The sequence below is a fragment of the Amycolatopsis sp. BJA-103 genome, assembly GCF_002849735.1.
GTDB lineage: Bacteria > Actinomycetota > Actinomycetes > Mycobacteriales > Pseudonocardiaceae > Amycolatopsis.
The window spans coordinates 1,252,042-1,267,637 of the sequence record NZ_CP017780.1 but is presented as its reverse complement, the minus strand read 5'-3'; the positions used below and the strand labels follow the sequence as shown (position 1 = coordinate 1,267,637).

Below are 15,596 nucleotides of genomic sequence, written 5' to 3'. Positions count from 1 at the left end.
TCCGGCGCCGCTCAGGGCCGTGGATCGTTCTTCAAAACCGCCATCGTGATGACGTCATGCCACTCGCCGTCCCACCACAGGGCTTCCCGCTGAAGCCCCTCGCGGACGAACCCGCACTTCTCGTAGACACGCTGGGCCCGAGGGTTGAAGTCGAACACCTCCAGCGAGACGCGATGGACTCCGACGACGTCGAAAGCGAAGTCCAGGATCAGCTTCGTCGCCTCGGTGCCGTAGCCCTTGCCGAAGACGCCGGGCCCGGTCAGCGCGATCCGGAACGAGGCGGAACGGTTGTGCTCGTCGAAGTCCGAAAGCACGACATCGCCGAGGTAGCCGCGATCCTCCTTGCGCAGGATCGCGTAGTCTGCCCGGTCTTCGAGGCCCGGCCGCGAGGCCAGCCAGTTACGGATCTGTTCCTCGGTGAAGACGGTGTGCGTGCCGGTCAGCCGGGTGGTCTCCGGCTCCTGCAGCGCCCGCCAGGCGGGCTCGAAGTAGGACTCGTCGAGCTGCGCCAGCACGATGTTCTCGCCGGTGAGTTCGGGCTGCGTCCGCAGCGCGTCGGTGTCGATCACAGCGAATACCGTACGGTTGACGCAGTGTCCGGCCGTACCAAATTAATTCTCGCGCTCACCGTGCTCGCCCTCTTCGTGACGGCCGCGGTGCTGCTGCCGATCCCGAGCCCGGCCGGGCTGCGGGCCTGGGCCGCCGGACTCGGCCCGGCCACACCGCTGGTGTTCTTCCTGATCTATTCGGTACTCACCGTGGCACCGATCCCGCGCACCGTGTTCAACCTGGCGGGCGGGCTGCTGCTCGGCGCCACGACGGGCATCGTCGTCGGCATCCTGGCGACCACGGTCGCCTCCGGGCTCTCGTTCACCCTTTCGAGGGCGCTGGGCCGCGACCTCGTCACCCGGCATCTGCACCGGGCCAAGGTCCGCGCGGTCAACGACCGGCTTTCCGACGGCGGGGTCCTGGCGATCACGTCCTTGCGGCTGATCCCGATGGTGCCGTTCGCTCCGTTCAGTTACCTGTGCGGAGTGTCATCAGTCCGTTTCGCTCCGTATCTACTGGGGACCGCGCTCGGCAGCCTGCCCGGTACTGTCGCGGTCGTCGTCCTCGGTGACGCGCTGACCGGGGAAACCCCTCCCGCCCTGCTGATCTGTTACGCCGTGTTCGCCGCCGCGGGGGCCGTCGGGCTGATCAAGGTCTTCCGGCGGAAGGCCGTTCCGGTGACCGAACCGAGCGGCGAAGAAGAAGTGCCTGCCTCCGCACCGGCGAGCTGACGGGGATCCGAAACCACAGCCCGCTACACTCGATCGGGTGCGCGGGACCATCACGACCGCGTAACGCCACCATCACCCCGGGAATGTGTCAGGAGCAGTCGCCATCGACACCGGTCAGCTGATCGCTGGGCACTATCGCCTGGTCGAGCAAATTGGTAGCGGTGCCATGGGGGTGGTCTGGCGTGCCATCGATGTCCGCCTCGAGCGCTCGGTGGCGGTCAAGCAGATCCTCCCCCAGCCGGGTGTCTCCGAAGCCGAACGCGACAACATGCGCCAGCGCGCCATGCGCGAGGCGAAGAACGCGGCCCGCTTCCAGCATCCGAACGCGATCGTGGTGTTCGACATCGCCGAAGACGGCGGCGACCCCTGCCTGGTGATGGAGTACCTGAACGGCCCGAGTCTTTCGGCGATCATCTCCGACGAGGGCACGCTGCCGCTGGGGCGCGTCGCGAAGATCGGCGAGCAGGTCGCGTCGGCGCTGGTCGCCGCGCACCGCGCCGGGATCGTGCACCGTGACGTCAAACCGGGCAACATCCTGATCGACGAGTCGGGTACCGCCAAGATCACCGACTTCGGCATCTCCCGCGCGGCCGGCGACATGACGCTCACCCAGACCGGCCTGATCGGCGGCACCCCGGCCTACCTCGCGCCGGAGCTGGCGCGCGGCTCCGACCCGGTGCCCAGCTCCGATGTCTTCGCGCTCGGCGCGACGCTCTACCAGGCGATCGAGGGCCAGACGCCGTACGGGAACAGCTCCAACCAGCTCGCGCTGCTGTACGCGGCCGCGAACGGGCAGATCAACCCGCCGCAGCAGGCGGGCGCCGCGACGGCGCTGTTGATGAGCCTCCTGCGCACCGAACCGACCGAACGCCCGAGCATGGCCGAGGCCCAGCAGCGGCTCGCCGCGCTGGCGGCGAACGAATCCGGCGCGGGCACGGCGGCGTCGCCGCGGCTCTTCGGAGCGGGCGGCGGCAGACAGCCCGCCGCGCCCGACACCCCGGGACGCGGCAACCCCGGCGGGGACCGGCCGCCGTGGCAGCGGACCGAGCAGCCCGCGCAGTCCGCCGCGGCACCTCCCCCGCCTCCTCCGGCCAAGCAGCACACGCCGACAGCGGCGTTCATCCCGATGCGCTCGCAGTCGGCCCCGCCGAACACCCCGCCGCGGCCGGTCGCCGCGGCGAGCCCGCCGCCGTCCGCGGCCGCCCCGATGCGGCCGTCCTCGGGGAAACCCGCCGACGGCAAACGCAAGGCCGTCCTGTTCGCGGGCGCCGGTGCCGCGGTCGTGGTGATCGCGGTGATCGTGTTCCTGGTGCTGAATTCGAGCAACGGGACCACCGGCAACCAGGGCGGCGACAACGCCGGGGCGAACCCGCAGTCCAGCACCTCGGCGCCCAAGTCGACCGCGCCGTCGTCCTCGAAGGCCGCCCCGGCGGGCCTGGGGAAGACCCCGAGCGAGAAGGTCACGAGCTATTCGAGCGTCGGCGGCTTCGTCCTCGACTTCTTCGACACGGACAAGATCGGGACCTCCGCGAGCTGGAACAAGCTCACGGACGCCGCGAAAGAGGTCTACGGCTCGGAGCAGGCTTTCGCCGAATACTGGAGTGCCCACAAGGTCACCGGCGCCGACACCGCCCGGGCGGACAAGGGCGGCGGCAACGCCGACGGCTCGATCGACATGAACATCACGCTCAACAAGGGAGTCCGTCCCGCGCTGCGCGTCGTCCAGGTCGGCGGCCAGTACTTCATCGACGCCGACACGCGAGTACTCGGCAACTGAGACCCGCCTCGCTGGTGGTAGGCCAATCGCCGCTCTTGGCTTACTGTTGCTCGCATGGCCGATAGCGGACCTTTCGGACCTGGCCAGAATCCTCGTTTCGACGAGGACCTGGTAGGCCTCGACCCGTACGACCCCGAAGCCCGTGCCTTCGCCGAGCACCTGGACCGCATCGAACGCTGCGGCCCCAATTTCACCGTGGAAGCCTGCCTCGACGGTGTCTCCGATTTCGCCGACTCCAGCAACCGTCTCGGCGGTCTGCGCTGGTGGGTTTCGGCACTCGTGGTGATCCTCATCGTGCTCGGCGTGATGGTCACCGCATGGGACATCATCGGCCGGGCCATCGCGTGGCTCGCGGGGTAACGTGGAACCGGTGAAAGGCATGAAACCCGTTGTCGGAGCCACGCCACGCGTGGTCAAGTCCGAGCAGGAATGGCGGGAACAGCTCAGCCCCGACGAGTACGCCGTGCTCCGCCAGGCGGGCACCGAGCGCCCCTTCACCGGGGAGTACACCGACGCCAAGACCACCGGTGTGTACCAGTGCCGTGCCTGTGGCGCCGAGCTGTTCCGCAGCGATACGAAGTTCGAGAGCCACTGCGGCTGGCCGTCGTTCTACGACCCCGCCGATACCGAAGCCGTCCTCCTCCGTGAGGACACCGCCATGGGGATGCGCCGGATCGAGGTGCTGTGCAAGTCGTGCCACAGCCACCTCGGGCACGTCTTCGAAGGCGAGGGGTACGCGACGCCGACGGATCAGCGGTACTGCATCAACTCGATCTCGCTGACGCTCGTTCCCGAGTCGTAACCAACCGAAGCGAACCACCGCCCTCCCCGACGCGTTCCCGTTGAACAGGAACAGCGTCGGGGAGGGCGGTGTCTTCATATGAGTGACCCCTGGGGTATCAGCGGACCGGACTTCGCCTGGCTCGCGTTTCTCCCGTTGCTCGAACGGCACGGCCTCCAGCGAAGAGGTCTGCAAGTCGCCGAGAACCGCCGCCGTCTGGGCTGGCGGTGCGCGATGGCCGTGTACGTCGCCGTTCTGGCGCTGGGGATCGCGCGGCTGGCGAACGCCGTACCGCTGAAGCGGCCGGTCGCCATCCTCGTCGTCCTGATGGTCGGTGTGGTCGGCGCACTCGGCCTGATCGTGTGGTTGCAGTTACCGGACAGGTCCGGCCGCGCGACCACCCAGGGCACGCTGGCGCTCCGGTACGGCGACGGGGACCGCGAACCGGGCAGGACCGCTGCCGGGAGGGTCGCGCTTTACGGCTTCGGGGCCCACCCCGATCCGGCGATCGCGGCCGTGCTGGGCAAGACCGGTGACACCCGCGGCAACCGGTTCACGGGCATGGTGGGCTCCTCGTGCTCCGGGGGCACGTACATTGCGGCGGGCTCGTCCTGCGGCGGCGGCGGTTCTTCGTGTGGTGGTGGAGGTGGTTGCGGTGGCTGAACTCGAGACCGTCATGGCCGTGCTCGCGGCGCTTCCGCTCCTCGCGGCACTGACGTACACGCGGTGGCTGCGGAACCGGCGTCACGACGGCGAACCGCCGCGCACGATCTACCAGGTCGCCTACCTCGCCGGCGGACCCGACCGGGTCTCGGACACCGCCGTCGCGGGCGCCGTCGAGCGGCGGGTGGCCCGCCTCGACAGCTCCGGCGTCCTGCGCCGGACCTCCGCGCGCTCCGCGGACCCGTTCCTGCTCGCGGTGGCGGACAGCCTGCCGAAGGTGCGGGCGGCGAGGGTGCGCGAATCGCTGCGCGGGTCGGAACCGATGCGCTCGCTGCGGGCGGAGTTGCTCGACGGCGGCCTGGTCGTTCCGGAAGGGCGTCTGCGCCGGGTGTGGCGCGCCGCCGTGGTCGCGCACCTCGGGCTCGTGGTGCTCGGGGCGGCGGTGCTCATCCGCACCGTCGTGATCACCGAGCGGTCCATCGCGCTCGCCGGAATCGCGCTGGCCGTCACGACGACGGCGTGCGCCGTCACCGTCCGGCTCGAGCGCGTCCATCGCGCGGTGTGGACCACGAAAGCGGGCGAGCGGGCGCTCTCGCGGGCCGGCGGCGATCCGCAGCTCGTCACCGGCGCGATGGGCGCGGTGGCGCTGGGTGGCATCGACGCCTATCCGGATCGGCGGTTGGCGCGGCTCCTGACCCTGACGACGCCTTCTTCCCGCCGCAAAGCCCAAGTCGACGTCTGCAACGGTGCCTCTCCTGACGGTCTAACGGCCGTCGCGGACGGTTCGCCGGGCTGATCGACTGGTCCGGGGAACCATGACCGGACGGAAAAGCGTCCGACTACGGTAAGTGCACCTGCTCGTGAAAGGCCCGTGCGATGGAAGACACCTGGGGCATTCCCGGACCCACTTTCCTGGCTATCTACGCCGTCCTGCTGGTGTTCCCGCTGGCCCTAGGTCTTCTGTGGACCATCTCGGTCAAGCTGGACCGCAAGACGTCGCGCGGCACGGTGAACGGACCGCAACCGACGGTGTACGAACTCGCCTATCTCGCGGGCGGCCCGGACCGCGTCGTCGACACGGCCATCGCGGCCTTGGTCGACCGCGGGACGCTGCGGGTCAGCAGCTCGAAGCAGCTCCAGCTGACGGGAGCCGAGCCCGCGGACCCGATCGAGAGGGCCGTCGCCAAGGGCGCCCGGCCGGGCTACAACGCCACGACGCGCGGCATTCGCGACCGGCTGCGGATGTCGGGGCCGATGCAGGCGCTCGGCAAGGATCTGGAAGCGCGGGGACTCGTCGTCATCGACCAGGCGCCGCAGATCCGCCGGGTCGTGGCCAACCTCTACCTGGGTGTGATGATCCTCGGCCTGGTGCGCGTGTTCGCCGGGATCCTCGGCGACCATCCGGTCGGTTTCCTGATCCCGCTGGTGATCGTGGCCTCGCTCGCGACCTTGTTCTCCCGGATCGCCAAGAACAAGCGGACCGGGCCGCGCCCGACCAGCGAAGGCAACCGGATCCTCGGGAGCGCCAACAGTGCCCTGGCGCGGGAGCGCAAGCGCGGGATCCCCAACGCGCCCGCGATGGGCGGTATGGCCGGTGGAGCCATGCTGGGCGGCGCCGCCGCGGCCGTCGCTTTGGGCGGACTCGCCTTCTACCCGGACGAAGAGCTCAGCGCGGCGCTGATCCCGCCGCCCATGCCCGGCGCCTTCGGTGGCGGTGGCTCCTCCGGTGGCAGCACCTGCAGCACCGGCTCCTCGTGCAGCGGCGGAAGCTCGTGCGGCGGCGGTGGCAGCTCCTGCGGAGGCGGCGGCGGGGGTTGCGGTGGCTGACGCACCGGGCCACCTCGGCATCGGCATCGGCTGGCGGCACGAGCTGGACCTGTCGATAGCGCGGCTGCCCGGCGTCGACTGGGTCGAGGTCGTCGCCGAGAACCTGCACACCGGTCATCTTCCCGAAACCCTGATCGCCTTGCGCGACAAGGGAATCCCCGTCCTGCCGCACGCGGTCTCGCTGTCGCTGGGCGGGGCGGGGCCGGTGGACACCGACCGCGTCGAGCAGCTCGCGGAGGTCACCCGTGAACTCGGAGCGCCGATGGCCAGCGACCACGTGTGCTTCGTCCGCGCGGGCGGGCTCGACTCGGGGCATCTGATGCCGCTCCCCCGCACCCGGGAAGCGCTCGACGTCCTGGTGGACAACGTCAAACTGACCCAGTCCATCGTGGACGTCCCGTTCGCGCTGGAGAACATCGCGGCGGTGCTGGAGTGGCCGGACGCGGAGTTCACCGAGTCGGAGTTCCTGCGCGAACTCACCGACCGGACCGGCTGCCTGCTGATCATCGACGTCGCCAACCTGTACGCCAACGCCCGCAACCTCGGCACCGATCCCGAACGGTTCCTCGACGAGATCCCGTGGGAGCGGCTGGCGTACACGCATATGGCGGGCGGTGTCGAACGCGACGGCGTCTACCACGACACGCACGCCCACCCGGTCGTCCCGGAGGTGCTGGACCTGCTGCGGGAGCTGCGGAAGCGCGTCGCCCCACCGGGTGTCCTGCTGGAACGCGACGACGACTACCCGCCCGACAGCGAACTGGCCGCCGAACTGGCCGCGCTCCGGGAAGCGGTCACGCCGTGACCTCGCCCCGGGAGCGGCTCGCCGGGCAACAGGCCGAACTGCTCAAGGCGCTCCTCGCCGGAGGCGACCCTCCGGCGGGTTTCGACGCGGACAGGCTCCGCATCGAAGCGAACGTCTTGCGGAACAAACAGAGCAGGCTGGCCGTGTACCTGCGGCCGGACCTCGCCGAGGCCCTCGGCGACCGGTTCGGCGCGCTGTTCCGCGAGTACGCGACGGCGCATCCGAAGACCGACACGATCCGCGCGCGGGCTTACGCGGACGCGTTCGGCACGTGGCTCGTGGAACGCGGCGAGATACCGAAGCCGAAGGGCCGTTTGGCGAGGTGGCTACACCGCGTTTAGTCCTCTAGCTGCGGTGGTCACCAGACGGCACGGTCGCTTCCGGGTACGCGCGTGCCCTCCACCCAGAAGGGATTCGAGCCCGGCAGCACCCCGGCCATCTTGACCCGGGTCAGCCGCCCGAGCGGGCTTTCGGCCTCCTCCAGCCATTCGCCGCCGTCGAAACCGGTGGGCCCGGGTTCCTTGCGGCCCAACGAATTCAGCCACTCCCCCGTCCCGGCGAGCGAGGTCCGGACGTGCTGACTACCGCCCTCGGTGGCCGCCCTGCGGAGCGCGGTCATGATCGCCGCCGCGGTGAGCCAGCCGGTCGCGTGGTCGAGCGCCTGCACCGGAAGCGGTCCCGGACCGTCGATCCCGGCGGTCTTGCCGCCTTCGTCGGCGATCCCCGAGGCCATCTGCACCAGGCTGTCGAACCCTCGCCTGCGCGCCCAGGGGCCTTCCCAGCCGTAGGCGGACAGGTCAGCGACCACGATCCCGGGCCGGGATTCGGCGATCGCCTCCGGAGTGAAACCCTTGGCCACCAGCGATCCCGGCCGGAAGCCCTGCAGGACGACGTCGGCACGCGCGATCAGCTTGCGCAGCCTCGAGCGCCCGGCTTCGGTCTCCAGATCGACGTACGCCGAGAGCTTGCCCATGCCGGTGTCGACGGCCAGGGGCGGCACGGTCGGCAGGCGGTCCGCGCCGATGTGCATGACGGTGGCGCCGTGCGCGGCGAGCACGCGGCCCGCGACCGGTCCGGCGATGACGTGGGTCAGATCGAGGATCCGCACCCCGCCCAGCGGCCGGTCGGAATCGAACAGCCGCACCGGATCCGACGGCCCGAGCGACCGGATCTCGGCGACAGGCAACGCCGAAGAGGCCTGTCCTTGCTTGTGCGCCAGCCATTCCTCACGGGAGCGCAGCACGGCCGCGGCACCGCCGGCGCCGACCACCGCCGACTCGACCTCGAACTTCGACTTGGCCGCCACGACCTTTTCGAAAGCCGCGCGGGTCGCCGGGACACCGAGGCCCCAGCACACCGCGGAGACGTGACGCGGGTAGTTGCAGTGCAGCCGCACCCAGCCGTCGTTCGCGCGGTAGTCGCCGGACAGCGGCGCGCTGAACGGCACCGGTTCCCCGTCGACCCGGATGTACTGCTCGCTGTGGAAGGACGCCGCCGCGTGCCGGGTGTCGACCGAGACCTTGCCCGGCTCGATTCCCCGCAGCCGCAACAGTTCCCCGGCCGCCAGCGTCGCCGCGGCGATACTGGTGGTCGCGGCTTCCTCGACCCGGAAGGTCCCGGGCAGCACGGATTCGGGGCCGGTGACCTCGACGGCGTCTTCGGCGAGCGTGTCGCCGGTGAGCGTGGTCCAGACGCGGGAGTCCACTGAAGCGTTCACTACGGCAGCAGGGTGATCAGTTCGGCGGGTTCCACCTTCGTCCCGGTGTAGAACGGGATCTCCTCGCGCACGTGGAGGCGGGCCTCGGTGCCGCGCAGGTGGCGCATCAGGTCGACGATGCGGTGCAGCTCGTCGGCCTCGAAGGCCAGGATCCACTCGTAGTCGCCCAGCGCGAACGACGCGACCGTGTTGGCGCGGACGTCCGGGTAGTCGCGGGCCTCCTTGCCGTGGTCGGCCAGCATCTTGCGGCGCTCGTCGTCCGGCAGCAGGTACCACTCGTAGGAGCGCACGAACGGATAGACGCAGATGAACTTGCGGGCCTCTTCACCGGCGAGGAACGCCGGGATGTGGCTCTTGTTGAACTCCGCCGGACGGTGCAGCGCGACCTGGCTCCACACCGGAACCGAGGCGCGGCCGAGCGGGGTGTGCCGGAAACCGCTGTAGGCCGCCTGGACCTGCTCGATCTCCTCGGCGTGCCACCAGACCATGTAGTCGGCGTCGGCCCGCAGCCCGGAAAGGTCGTAGAGCCCGCGGACGACGACGCCCTTGGCCTCCAGCGCGTCCAGGTACTCCGTGGTCTCCGCGGTCGCCTGCGCGCGATCATCGCCGAGCTTGCCCTGCTCGGCCCGGAAGACCGACCAGGCGGTGTAGCGGATGGTGTCATTGAGCTCGTTGTAGTTCAGCCGCGCCATACCGCCATCTTGGCACTGCCGGTGCTCAGGAGCCCTCGTGGGTCGGTGTGATCCCGGCGATGCGCCGGGCGGCCGCGTCGGCGGTGGCGATGCAGGCCGGGAGCCCGACGCCGTGCAGCGTCGCGCCCGCCACGGCGAGCCCCGGGACCTCCGCGACGGCGCGTTCGACGCGCTCGACGAGTTCGAGGTGACCGGTGCCGTACTGCGGGAGCCCGCCGCCCCAACGCGTGACCAGCGTTTCGATCGGCGCTGCGGTGACCCCGGTCAGCCGGGCCAGGTCGTCACGGACCACCCGGACGAGTTCGTCGTCGTCGGCGTGCAGCGCGCCCGGTTCGCCGAAGCGGCCGACCGAGCCGCGCACCAGCACCGGGCCTTCGCCGTACTGCGCCCACTTGCGCGTGGAGAAGGTGAACGCCTTGGCCGCGAACGGTTTCCCGGCCGCGTCCTGTTCACCGGCGCCGATCAGCACCCCGGACGACTCCGGCAGTTCGGTGCCCGGCGGCAGCGCGAGCGCGATCACCGCCATCGACGCCAGCTCGACCTCCGCGAACGCCGACGACGCCACACCCACGACGCCGTCGAGCAGCCGCCGCGCCGAGGGCGCCGGAACCGCGAGAAGGACTGAGTCGGCGTCGAGGTCGTCGACCTTCCAGCCGGTGGCGGTGCGCTCGATCGCCGTCACCGTGGTCCCGGTCCGGATCTCGGCGCGGGACAGCTCCGCGAGGCGCCGGATCAGGGTGCCGAGCCCGCCCAGCAGAGTGCCGAAGACCGGCGCCGTACTCGGCGAAGCGGGCATGAGCGAGGCCGCGCCTTCGGTGAGCGAACGCGCGCCGCGGTCCACCGCGGACGCCAGCCCGGGCATCGTCGCGCGCAGCCCGAGCCCGTCCGCTCCCCCGGCGTAGACCCCGCCGAGCAGCGGGTCGACGAGGCGGTCCACGAGTTCGTCGCCGAACCGCTCGCGCAGCAGCGGGCCGAGCGGCACGTCCCCGGCGGGCAGTTCCACCGGCGCCAGCGAAGACTCGGCCTCGACCAGGGCGCGGCCCTTCTCCGACAGCACCCCGGCGACCGCGTCGGCCGAGGCGGGAACACCCATGACCGTGCCCGGCGGCAGGCCGAGCACGGATCCGCCGGCGTGGATCTTCGCGCGGGCCTTGGTGGGGTGGACGAGACTCTCGCCCAGCCCGACCTCGCGGACCAGGGCGAGCGCCTCGGGTCGCCGGGCGAGGAAGGCCTCCGCGCCGACGTCGTAGCGCTCACCGGCGAGTTCGATCGTGCGGAGTTTTCCGCCGAGGGACTCGGTCGCTTCGAAGACGACGATCCGGGCTTCTTCGCCGAGCAGCGTCCGCAGGCGGTAGGCCGCGGTCAGTCCCGAGATACCGCCACCGACGACGGCGGCGGTCTTCACGGTGCTCACGGCTGGAGCTCGTGCACCAGCCCGACCACGCGCGTCAAGACGTCCGGGTCGACGCCGGGCAGGACGCCGTGGCCGAGGTTGAAGATGTGACCGTCGGCCGCGCGGCCCTCGGCGTGGATCCGCCGGACCTCCGCTTCGAGCACCGGCCAGGACGCGTGCAGCAGCGCGGGGTCGAGGTTGCCCTGGACGACACCGCCGCCGAGCCGCCGGACGGCTTCGTCGAGCGGGAGGCGCCAGTCGACGCCGACCACGTCGGCGCCCGCGTCGCGCATCGCGACCAGCAGCTCGCCGGTGCCGACGCCGAAGTGGATCCGGGGCACGCCGTAGGCGGCGACCGCCGACAGCACCTTCGCCGAATGCGGCAGGACGAACTCGCGGTAGTCCCGCTCCGAGAGCGCGCCCGCCCACGAGTCGAACAGCTGGATCGCGTCGGCCCCGGCGTCGAGCTGCGCGGACAGGAAGGTGATCGCCATGTCCGCCAGGCGCCCGGCCAGCTCGTGCCACAGCTCCGGCTCGGAGTGCATGAGCGCCTTGGTGTGCTCGTGGTTGCGGCTCGGCCCGCCCTCGATGAGATAGGAGGCCAGGGTGAACGGCGCGCCGGCGAACCCGATCAGCGGTGTCTCGCCCAGCGACCCGACCAGCAGCCGGACGCCGTCGGCGACCCGCTCCACCTGCTCCGGGTCCAGGACCGGCAGCGCGCGCACGCCCGCGGCGTCGCGGATCGGCTCGGCCACGACCGGGCCGGTGCCCGCGACGATGTCGATGTCGAGCCCCGCCGCCTTGAGCGGGACGACGATGTCACTGAAGAGGATGGCCGCGTCGACGCCGTGACGGCGGATCGGCTGGAGCGTGATCTCGGCGAGCATCTCGGGGTCGAAGCACGCGTCGAACATCGAGGTGCCCTCGCGCAGCGCCCGGTACTCGGGCAGCGACCGGCCTGCCTGGCGCATGAACCACACGGGGGTGCGGGCCGGGCGTTCGCCGCGCGCGGCGGCCAGGAACGGCGCGCCGGGCAGGGCGCGACGGGCCGCGGGGACGGTCTGCGCGGGAGAAGCAGCTGAAGGAGACATCACGGTTCATGGTGCCATGGGCGCTCCGGGCCCTTACTCTCGGCGCGTCTGCGCCCCGAACCGGACTATCGCGTCTTACAGTCGGTTGGTGACCGCGATGACGTCAGTACCCGATCTCTTCCGTGAAGCCGTCGCGGCGTTGCAATCGGTCCGGCCCCGTCCCGAAGTGCAGCTGGAAACGATGCGCCCGCCGCAGCGCCTGGCGCCGTGGTCCTACGCGGTGAGCTGCGAGGTGGAAGGGCCGGCGGACGTGCTGGCGTCGGGGCGGCTGGTGCTGCTGCACGATCCGGACGGTCAAGAAGGCTGGGACGGGGTCCTGCGGCTGGTCATGTACGTCCGCGCGGAACTCGACCGGGAACTGGCGACGGATCCCTTCCTTCCCGCGGTGGGCTGGTCGTGGCTGACCGACGCGCTGGAGAGCTCCGGCGCGGAGTGGACGGCGCTGGGCGGCACGGTCACCGAGACGTCTTCGGCCCGCTTCGGCGACATCTCCGGGCCCACGCGCACCGACGACCTGGAGCTCCGGGCGTCCTGGACGCCGACGGACGCCGCGTTGCGGTCGCACGGGCAGGCCTTCTGCCAGGTGATGGCGAGCGTCGTCGGACTGCCGCCGGTCGGCGTGACCCTCTTCGAGCAGCGCCAGTCCTCCTGAAACCCGACACTCCGTCCCGACACGCCGGAATCCCAGCAATCGAGACATAGCATTTGGGTTATTCTGCGATTTCCGGCCAGCTAGCGCCGCTAGGAAAGCTAGCGATACTAAAGGTCCCTTGCTCCCCCGCCGGATCGGCGGCCGCAGTACGTGAAGGACCCCTTCATTGCGCTAGACGCAATGAAGGGGTCCTTCACGTACTGCCGAAGACCGCGCGAAGCGCCCGAGAGCACCTTCGCTTACCCCATTCGCGAGGCTCTCAGAGCGTCCGTACGCCGTCGAGAGGCGCCTCAGGGCCATCTGGACTAGACCAGCTCCGACCAGCGCGGAGACGGCCGCGCAGAGGTCTGGACCACCCCGTTCGTGCTACCGACAGTGTCACCGTCAGCAACAAGATCAACCCGGCCGAAACAGGCCCTTGAAGCACCTCGAGACGCCTCCGGAGCGTTACCGCCATGGTCACCGAGCGAAGCGATCATGACCCTGTGCGAAGTTGATCAAGCCCCATGCCGGAGGCGCTTTCCGACCCTCGATGCCCTGCTCTCCAAGGGTCCCGGGAAGAGGCACCGGCAGGTGCACGGCCCATCTGCACAGTCGGTTGGACCCCGGTAACTGAAGTGCATCGTGTTCTTTCGGCGATGTGTTAGCCACCGGCTGTGTACTAGCCCGATCGTGTTACAACGAACTCCCTGAGTAACTACTCGTTTGAGATAGATACCCATTCGATCCCCCCGTGAAGGCCTCAGGGCGGCTACAGTGCCATCGACGACACCACTTTCGGTCTAAAGCTGGCGCGGCTAAACGGCCGAAAGTCCCGGTGCCGGTCGGGGGGCACGACCGACTCCAGGGAGGTAGTGACGTGGCTACCGTCGGCATTTCTCAGGCCGTCCGATCCACGCCAGCCGGTTCATTGCCGGCGAGCATGGTTCCGCATCCGCGGGAAGAGCTTTTTTCCGTGTTGGTGGTCGATGACCACCCGCTGTTGAGGGAGGCAATCTCAGCAAGACTCGCACAGATGGGTGCGGGCACCGTCCACGAGGCCGCCACGGTGGCCGAGGCAAGGGCGCGAGCACAGGCCACCGGGCCTTGTGACCTGGCGATCCTCGATCTCGGACTGCCGGATGGCAGCGGCATCGAGCTGGTTACGGAACTCCGTAGCCATGGCTGGCCTCGCGTAGTGGTGCTCGCTTCATCGGACGACCCGTACGCGGTCAGGTCGGCGTTCCAGGCCGGCGCCCAGGCATACCTGCTCAAGTCGGCATCGCCGGTCGTAGTGACCGACGGCGTCCGCAGGGTGCTCGAGGGCGGCGTCTACGCGGACCCGAGCGTCGCACCGGTCTTGGCCACCGGCACCCGAGTCGCCGGCACCGACAACACCCCGCGCGAGCTTTCGGCGCGCGAGGTCGAGGTGCTGCAGCTCGTCGCCGACGGCCAGTCCAACAAGGAGATCGGCGAGGAACTCAGCCTCTCCGCTCTCACCGTGAAGTCTCACCTCTCCCGCATCGGGCGCAAGCTCGGCACGGGTGACCGGGCTCAGATGGTGGCGCTGGCCATGCGTGCCGGCGTGATCCGCTGACAAAGGCGAACTGCCCTGCGGGGCGGGCGGACCAGGCGCGGCCCGCTCGTCCCGTAGGGTCTTCACCTATGGAAGGCGACCGACCCGGAGAACCGCAGGCGGACTCTATGACCGGCACTGATGACACCAGTGCCGCCGTTTTGTTACGCGAGCCCGCCGAAGGCACTCCACCGGTGATCGCCGACGCGACAGCCCTCGCCGAAGCCTGCGTGAAGATCGCGGGCGGCAGCGGGGCCATTGCCGTGGACACCGAACGCGCTTCCGGCTACCGGTACTGGCCCAAGGCCTATCTGGTCCAGCTGCGCCGCGAAGGTGCCGGCTCCTTCCTCATCGACCCCATTCCGCTCGAAGGGCAGCTCGAGCCCCTCGCGGAAGTGCTCAACAACGCCGAATGGGTGCTGCACGCGGCCTCTCAGGACCTGCCGTGCCTCGCCGAACTCGACCTGCACCCGAAGAGCCTGTTCGACACCGAACTCGCCGGACGGCTCGCCGGGTACGAACGGGTCGCCCTCGGCACCCTCGTCGAACTCCTCCTCGGCTACCAGCTGGAGAAGGGGCACAGTGCCGCAGACTGGTCGAAGCGCCCGCTTCCCGTCGACTGGCTGAACTACGCCGCCCTCGATGTCGAGTTGCTCATCGAGCTGCGCGAGAAGCTCGAAGCCGACCTCGAGGCCCAGGGCAAGCTCGAATGGGCTCAGCAGGAGTTCGAGGCCGTCCGCACCGCGCCGCCGCCCGCCCCTCGGGCCGAGCCGTGGCGCCGGACGTCCGGAGTCCACAAGATCCGCAGCGCCCGCGGCCTCGCCGCGGTGCGCGAACTGTGGCAGGCGCGGGACGAGCTCGCCCGCAAGCGCGACCGCGCGCCCAGCCGGATCCTGCCCGACAGCGCGATCATCAACGCCGTCACCGCCGACCCGAAGACGGTCGAGCAGCTGCAGTCGCTGCCGGTGTTCAGCGGCCGGATCCAGCGGAAGTACACCGCGAGCTGGCTGCGGCACCTGCAGGCCGCCCGCGCGCTCCCCGCCGAAGAACTGCCCACCCCGGCCCAGCAGACCGACGGCCCGCCGCCGGTGAACCGCTGGTCGGACAAGGATCCCGACGCCGCCGCCCGGCTTTCGGCCGCCCGCGCGGCGCTGGCCGCGATCGCGGAGGACCGGCGGCTGCCGGTGGAGAACCTGCTCCTGCCGGAACTCGTGCGCCGCACCTGCTGGCGCCCGCCCGCGGACCTGAGCGAGGACGCGGTCGCCAAGGTCCTCGCCGACGGCGGTGCCCGGCCGTGGCAGATCGAGCTGACAGTGGCGGCGCTGAGCAAAGCGCTCCACGCCACCGCCGCCGCCTGACCCGG

17 protein-coding genes are annotated in these 15,596 nt (G+C 70.4%); 12 read left to right on the top strand and 5 right to left on the bottom strand.

The window, feature by feature from the left end; genetic code table 11:
* Window positions 1–11: 11 nt before the first annotated feature.
* Complete coding sequence (locus BKN51_RS05920; RefSeq protein WP_101606653.1) at window positions 12–569, bottom strand: GNAT family N-acetyltransferase; 558 nt, start codon at window positions 567–569, stop codon at window positions 12–14.
* 24 nt (window positions 570–593) lie between these two features.
* On the opposite strand from BKN51_RS05920, the gene BKN51_RS05915 reads away from it, so the two are divergent.
* The 9 genes from BKN51_RS05915 to BKN51_RS05875 all read left to right on the top strand — a co-directional run bounded on the left by BKN51_RS05915 (window position 594) and on the right by BKN51_RS05875 (window position 7,474).
* A complete protein-coding gene (locus tag BKN51_RS05915) occupies window positions 594–1,280 on the top strand; it encodes a TVP38/TMEM64 family protein (protein ID WP_101606652.1) in 687 nt (228 codons plus the stop codon).
* A gap of 166 nt (window positions 1,281–1,446) precedes the next feature.
* The gene (locus BKN51_RS05910; protein WP_233224238.1) at window positions 1,447–3,057 is read left to right on the top strand and encodes a serine/threonine-protein kinase; all 1,611 of its coding nucleotides are present in this window, start codon (window positions 1,447–1,449) and stop codon (window positions 3,055–3,057) included.
* A gap of 54 nt (window positions 3,058–3,111) precedes the next feature.
* The gene (locus BKN51_RS05905) at window positions 3,112–3,417 is read left to right on the top strand and encodes a hypothetical protein (RefSeq protein WP_101606650.1); all 306 of its coding nucleotides are present in this window, start codon (window positions 3,112–3,114) and stop codon (window positions 3,415–3,417) included.
* Between the two features lie 19 nt (window positions 3,418–3,436).
* Window positions 3,437–3,859 carry a peptide-methionine (R)-S-oxide reductase MsrB gene (msrB, locus tag BKN51_RS05900; protein ID WP_101613068.1) on the top strand — a complete coding sequence of 141 codons (423 nt, stop codon included), beginning with the start codon at window positions 3,437–3,439 and terminating at the stop codon, window positions 3,857–3,859.
* A gap of 78 nt (window positions 3,860–3,937) precedes the next feature.
* Window positions 3,938–4,501 (top strand): hypothetical protein, encoded by a 564-nt coding sequence (locus tag BKN51_RS05895; protein ID WP_101606649.1) that lies wholly within the window; start codon window positions 3,938–3,940, stop codon window positions 4,499–4,501.
* Window positions 4,494–5,297 (top strand): TIGR04222 domain-containing membrane protein, encoded by an 804-nt coding sequence (locus BKN51_RS05890; RefSeq protein WP_233224232.1) that lies wholly within the window; start codon window positions 4,494–4,496, stop codon window positions 5,295–5,297. The genes BKN51_RS05895 and BKN51_RS05890 overlap by 8 nt, the downstream gene beginning before the upstream one ends.
* 80 nt (window positions 5,298–5,377) lie before the next feature.
* Window positions 5,378–6,328, top strand: coding sequence for a TIGR04222 domain-containing membrane protein (locus BKN51_RS05885; RefSeq protein WP_101606648.1), 951 nt, complete (start codon window positions 5,378–5,380; stop codon window positions 6,326–6,328).
* On the top strand, window positions 6,321–7,133 hold the full coding sequence (locus BKN51_RS05880; RefSeq protein ID WP_101606647.1) for a DUF692 domain-containing protein: 813 nt from the start codon (window positions 6,321–6,323) through the stop codon (window positions 7,131–7,133). The genes BKN51_RS05885 and BKN51_RS05880 overlap by 8 nt, the downstream gene beginning before the upstream one ends.
* Window positions 7,130–7,474 carry a hypothetical protein gene (locus tag BKN51_RS05875; RefSeq protein WP_101606646.1) on the top strand — a complete coding sequence of 115 codons (345 nt, stop codon included), beginning with the start codon at window positions 7,130–7,132 and terminating at the stop codon, window positions 7,472–7,474. The genes BKN51_RS05880 and BKN51_RS05875 overlap by 4 nt, the downstream gene beginning before the upstream one ends.
* A 17-nt stretch (window positions 7,475–7,491) precedes the next feature.
* On the opposite strand, the gene BKN51_RS05870 is transcribed toward BKN51_RS05875, so the two are convergent.
* From BKN51_RS05870 to hemE, 4 genes are read right to left on the bottom strand one after another with little or no spacing between them, the layout of a single operon-like run.
* Window positions 7,492–8,838, bottom strand: a complete 1,347-nt coding sequence (locus BKN51_RS05870) for a CoA transferase (RefSeq protein ID WP_101613066.1) — start codon at window positions 8,836–8,838, stop codon at window positions 7,492–7,494.
* Between the two features lie 11 nt (window positions 8,839–8,849).
* A complete protein-coding gene (hemQ, locus tag BKN51_RS05865) occupies window positions 8,850–9,542 on the bottom strand; it encodes a hydrogen peroxide-dependent heme synthase (protein ID WP_101606645.1) in 693 nt (230 codons plus the stop codon).
* Window positions 9,543–9,567: 25 nt separating this feature from the next.
* On the bottom strand, window positions 9,568–10,947 hold the full coding sequence (hemG, locus tag BKN51_RS05860; protein WP_101613065.1) for a protoporphyrinogen oxidase: 1,380 nt from the start codon (window positions 10,945–10,947) through the stop codon (window positions 9,568–9,570).
* Window positions 10,948–10,952: 5 nt separating this feature from the next.
* On the bottom strand, window positions 10,953–12,026 hold the full coding sequence (hemE, locus tag BKN51_RS05855) for a uroporphyrinogen decarboxylase (protein WP_101606644.1): 1,074 nt from the start codon (window positions 12,024–12,026) through the stop codon (window positions 10,953–10,955).
* Window positions 12,027–12,114: 88 nt separating this feature from the next.
* On the opposite strand from hemE, the gene BKN51_RS05850 reads away from it, so the two are divergent.
* The 3 genes from BKN51_RS05850 to BKN51_RS05840 all read left to right on the top strand — a co-directional run bounded on the left by BKN51_RS05850 (window position 12,115) and on the right by BKN51_RS05840 (window position 15,591).
* A complete protein-coding gene (locus tag BKN51_RS05850; protein WP_168214274.1) occupies window positions 12,115–12,678 on the top strand; it encodes a DUF3000 domain-containing protein in 564 nt (187 codons plus the stop codon).
* A gap of 859 nt (window positions 12,679–13,537) precedes the next feature.
* Window positions 13,538–14,254 (top strand): response regulator transcription factor, encoded by a 717-nt coding sequence (locus tag BKN51_RS05845; RefSeq protein ID WP_034318331.1) that lies wholly within the window; start codon window positions 13,538–13,540, stop codon window positions 14,252–14,254.
* Window positions 14,255–14,361: 107 nt separating this feature from the next.
* Complete coding sequence (locus tag BKN51_RS05840) at window positions 14,362–15,591, top strand: ribonuclease D (RefSeq protein ID WP_101606642.1); 1,230 nt, start codon at window positions 14,362–14,364, stop codon at window positions 15,589–15,591.
* Window positions 15,592–15,596: the final 5 nt, after the last annotated feature.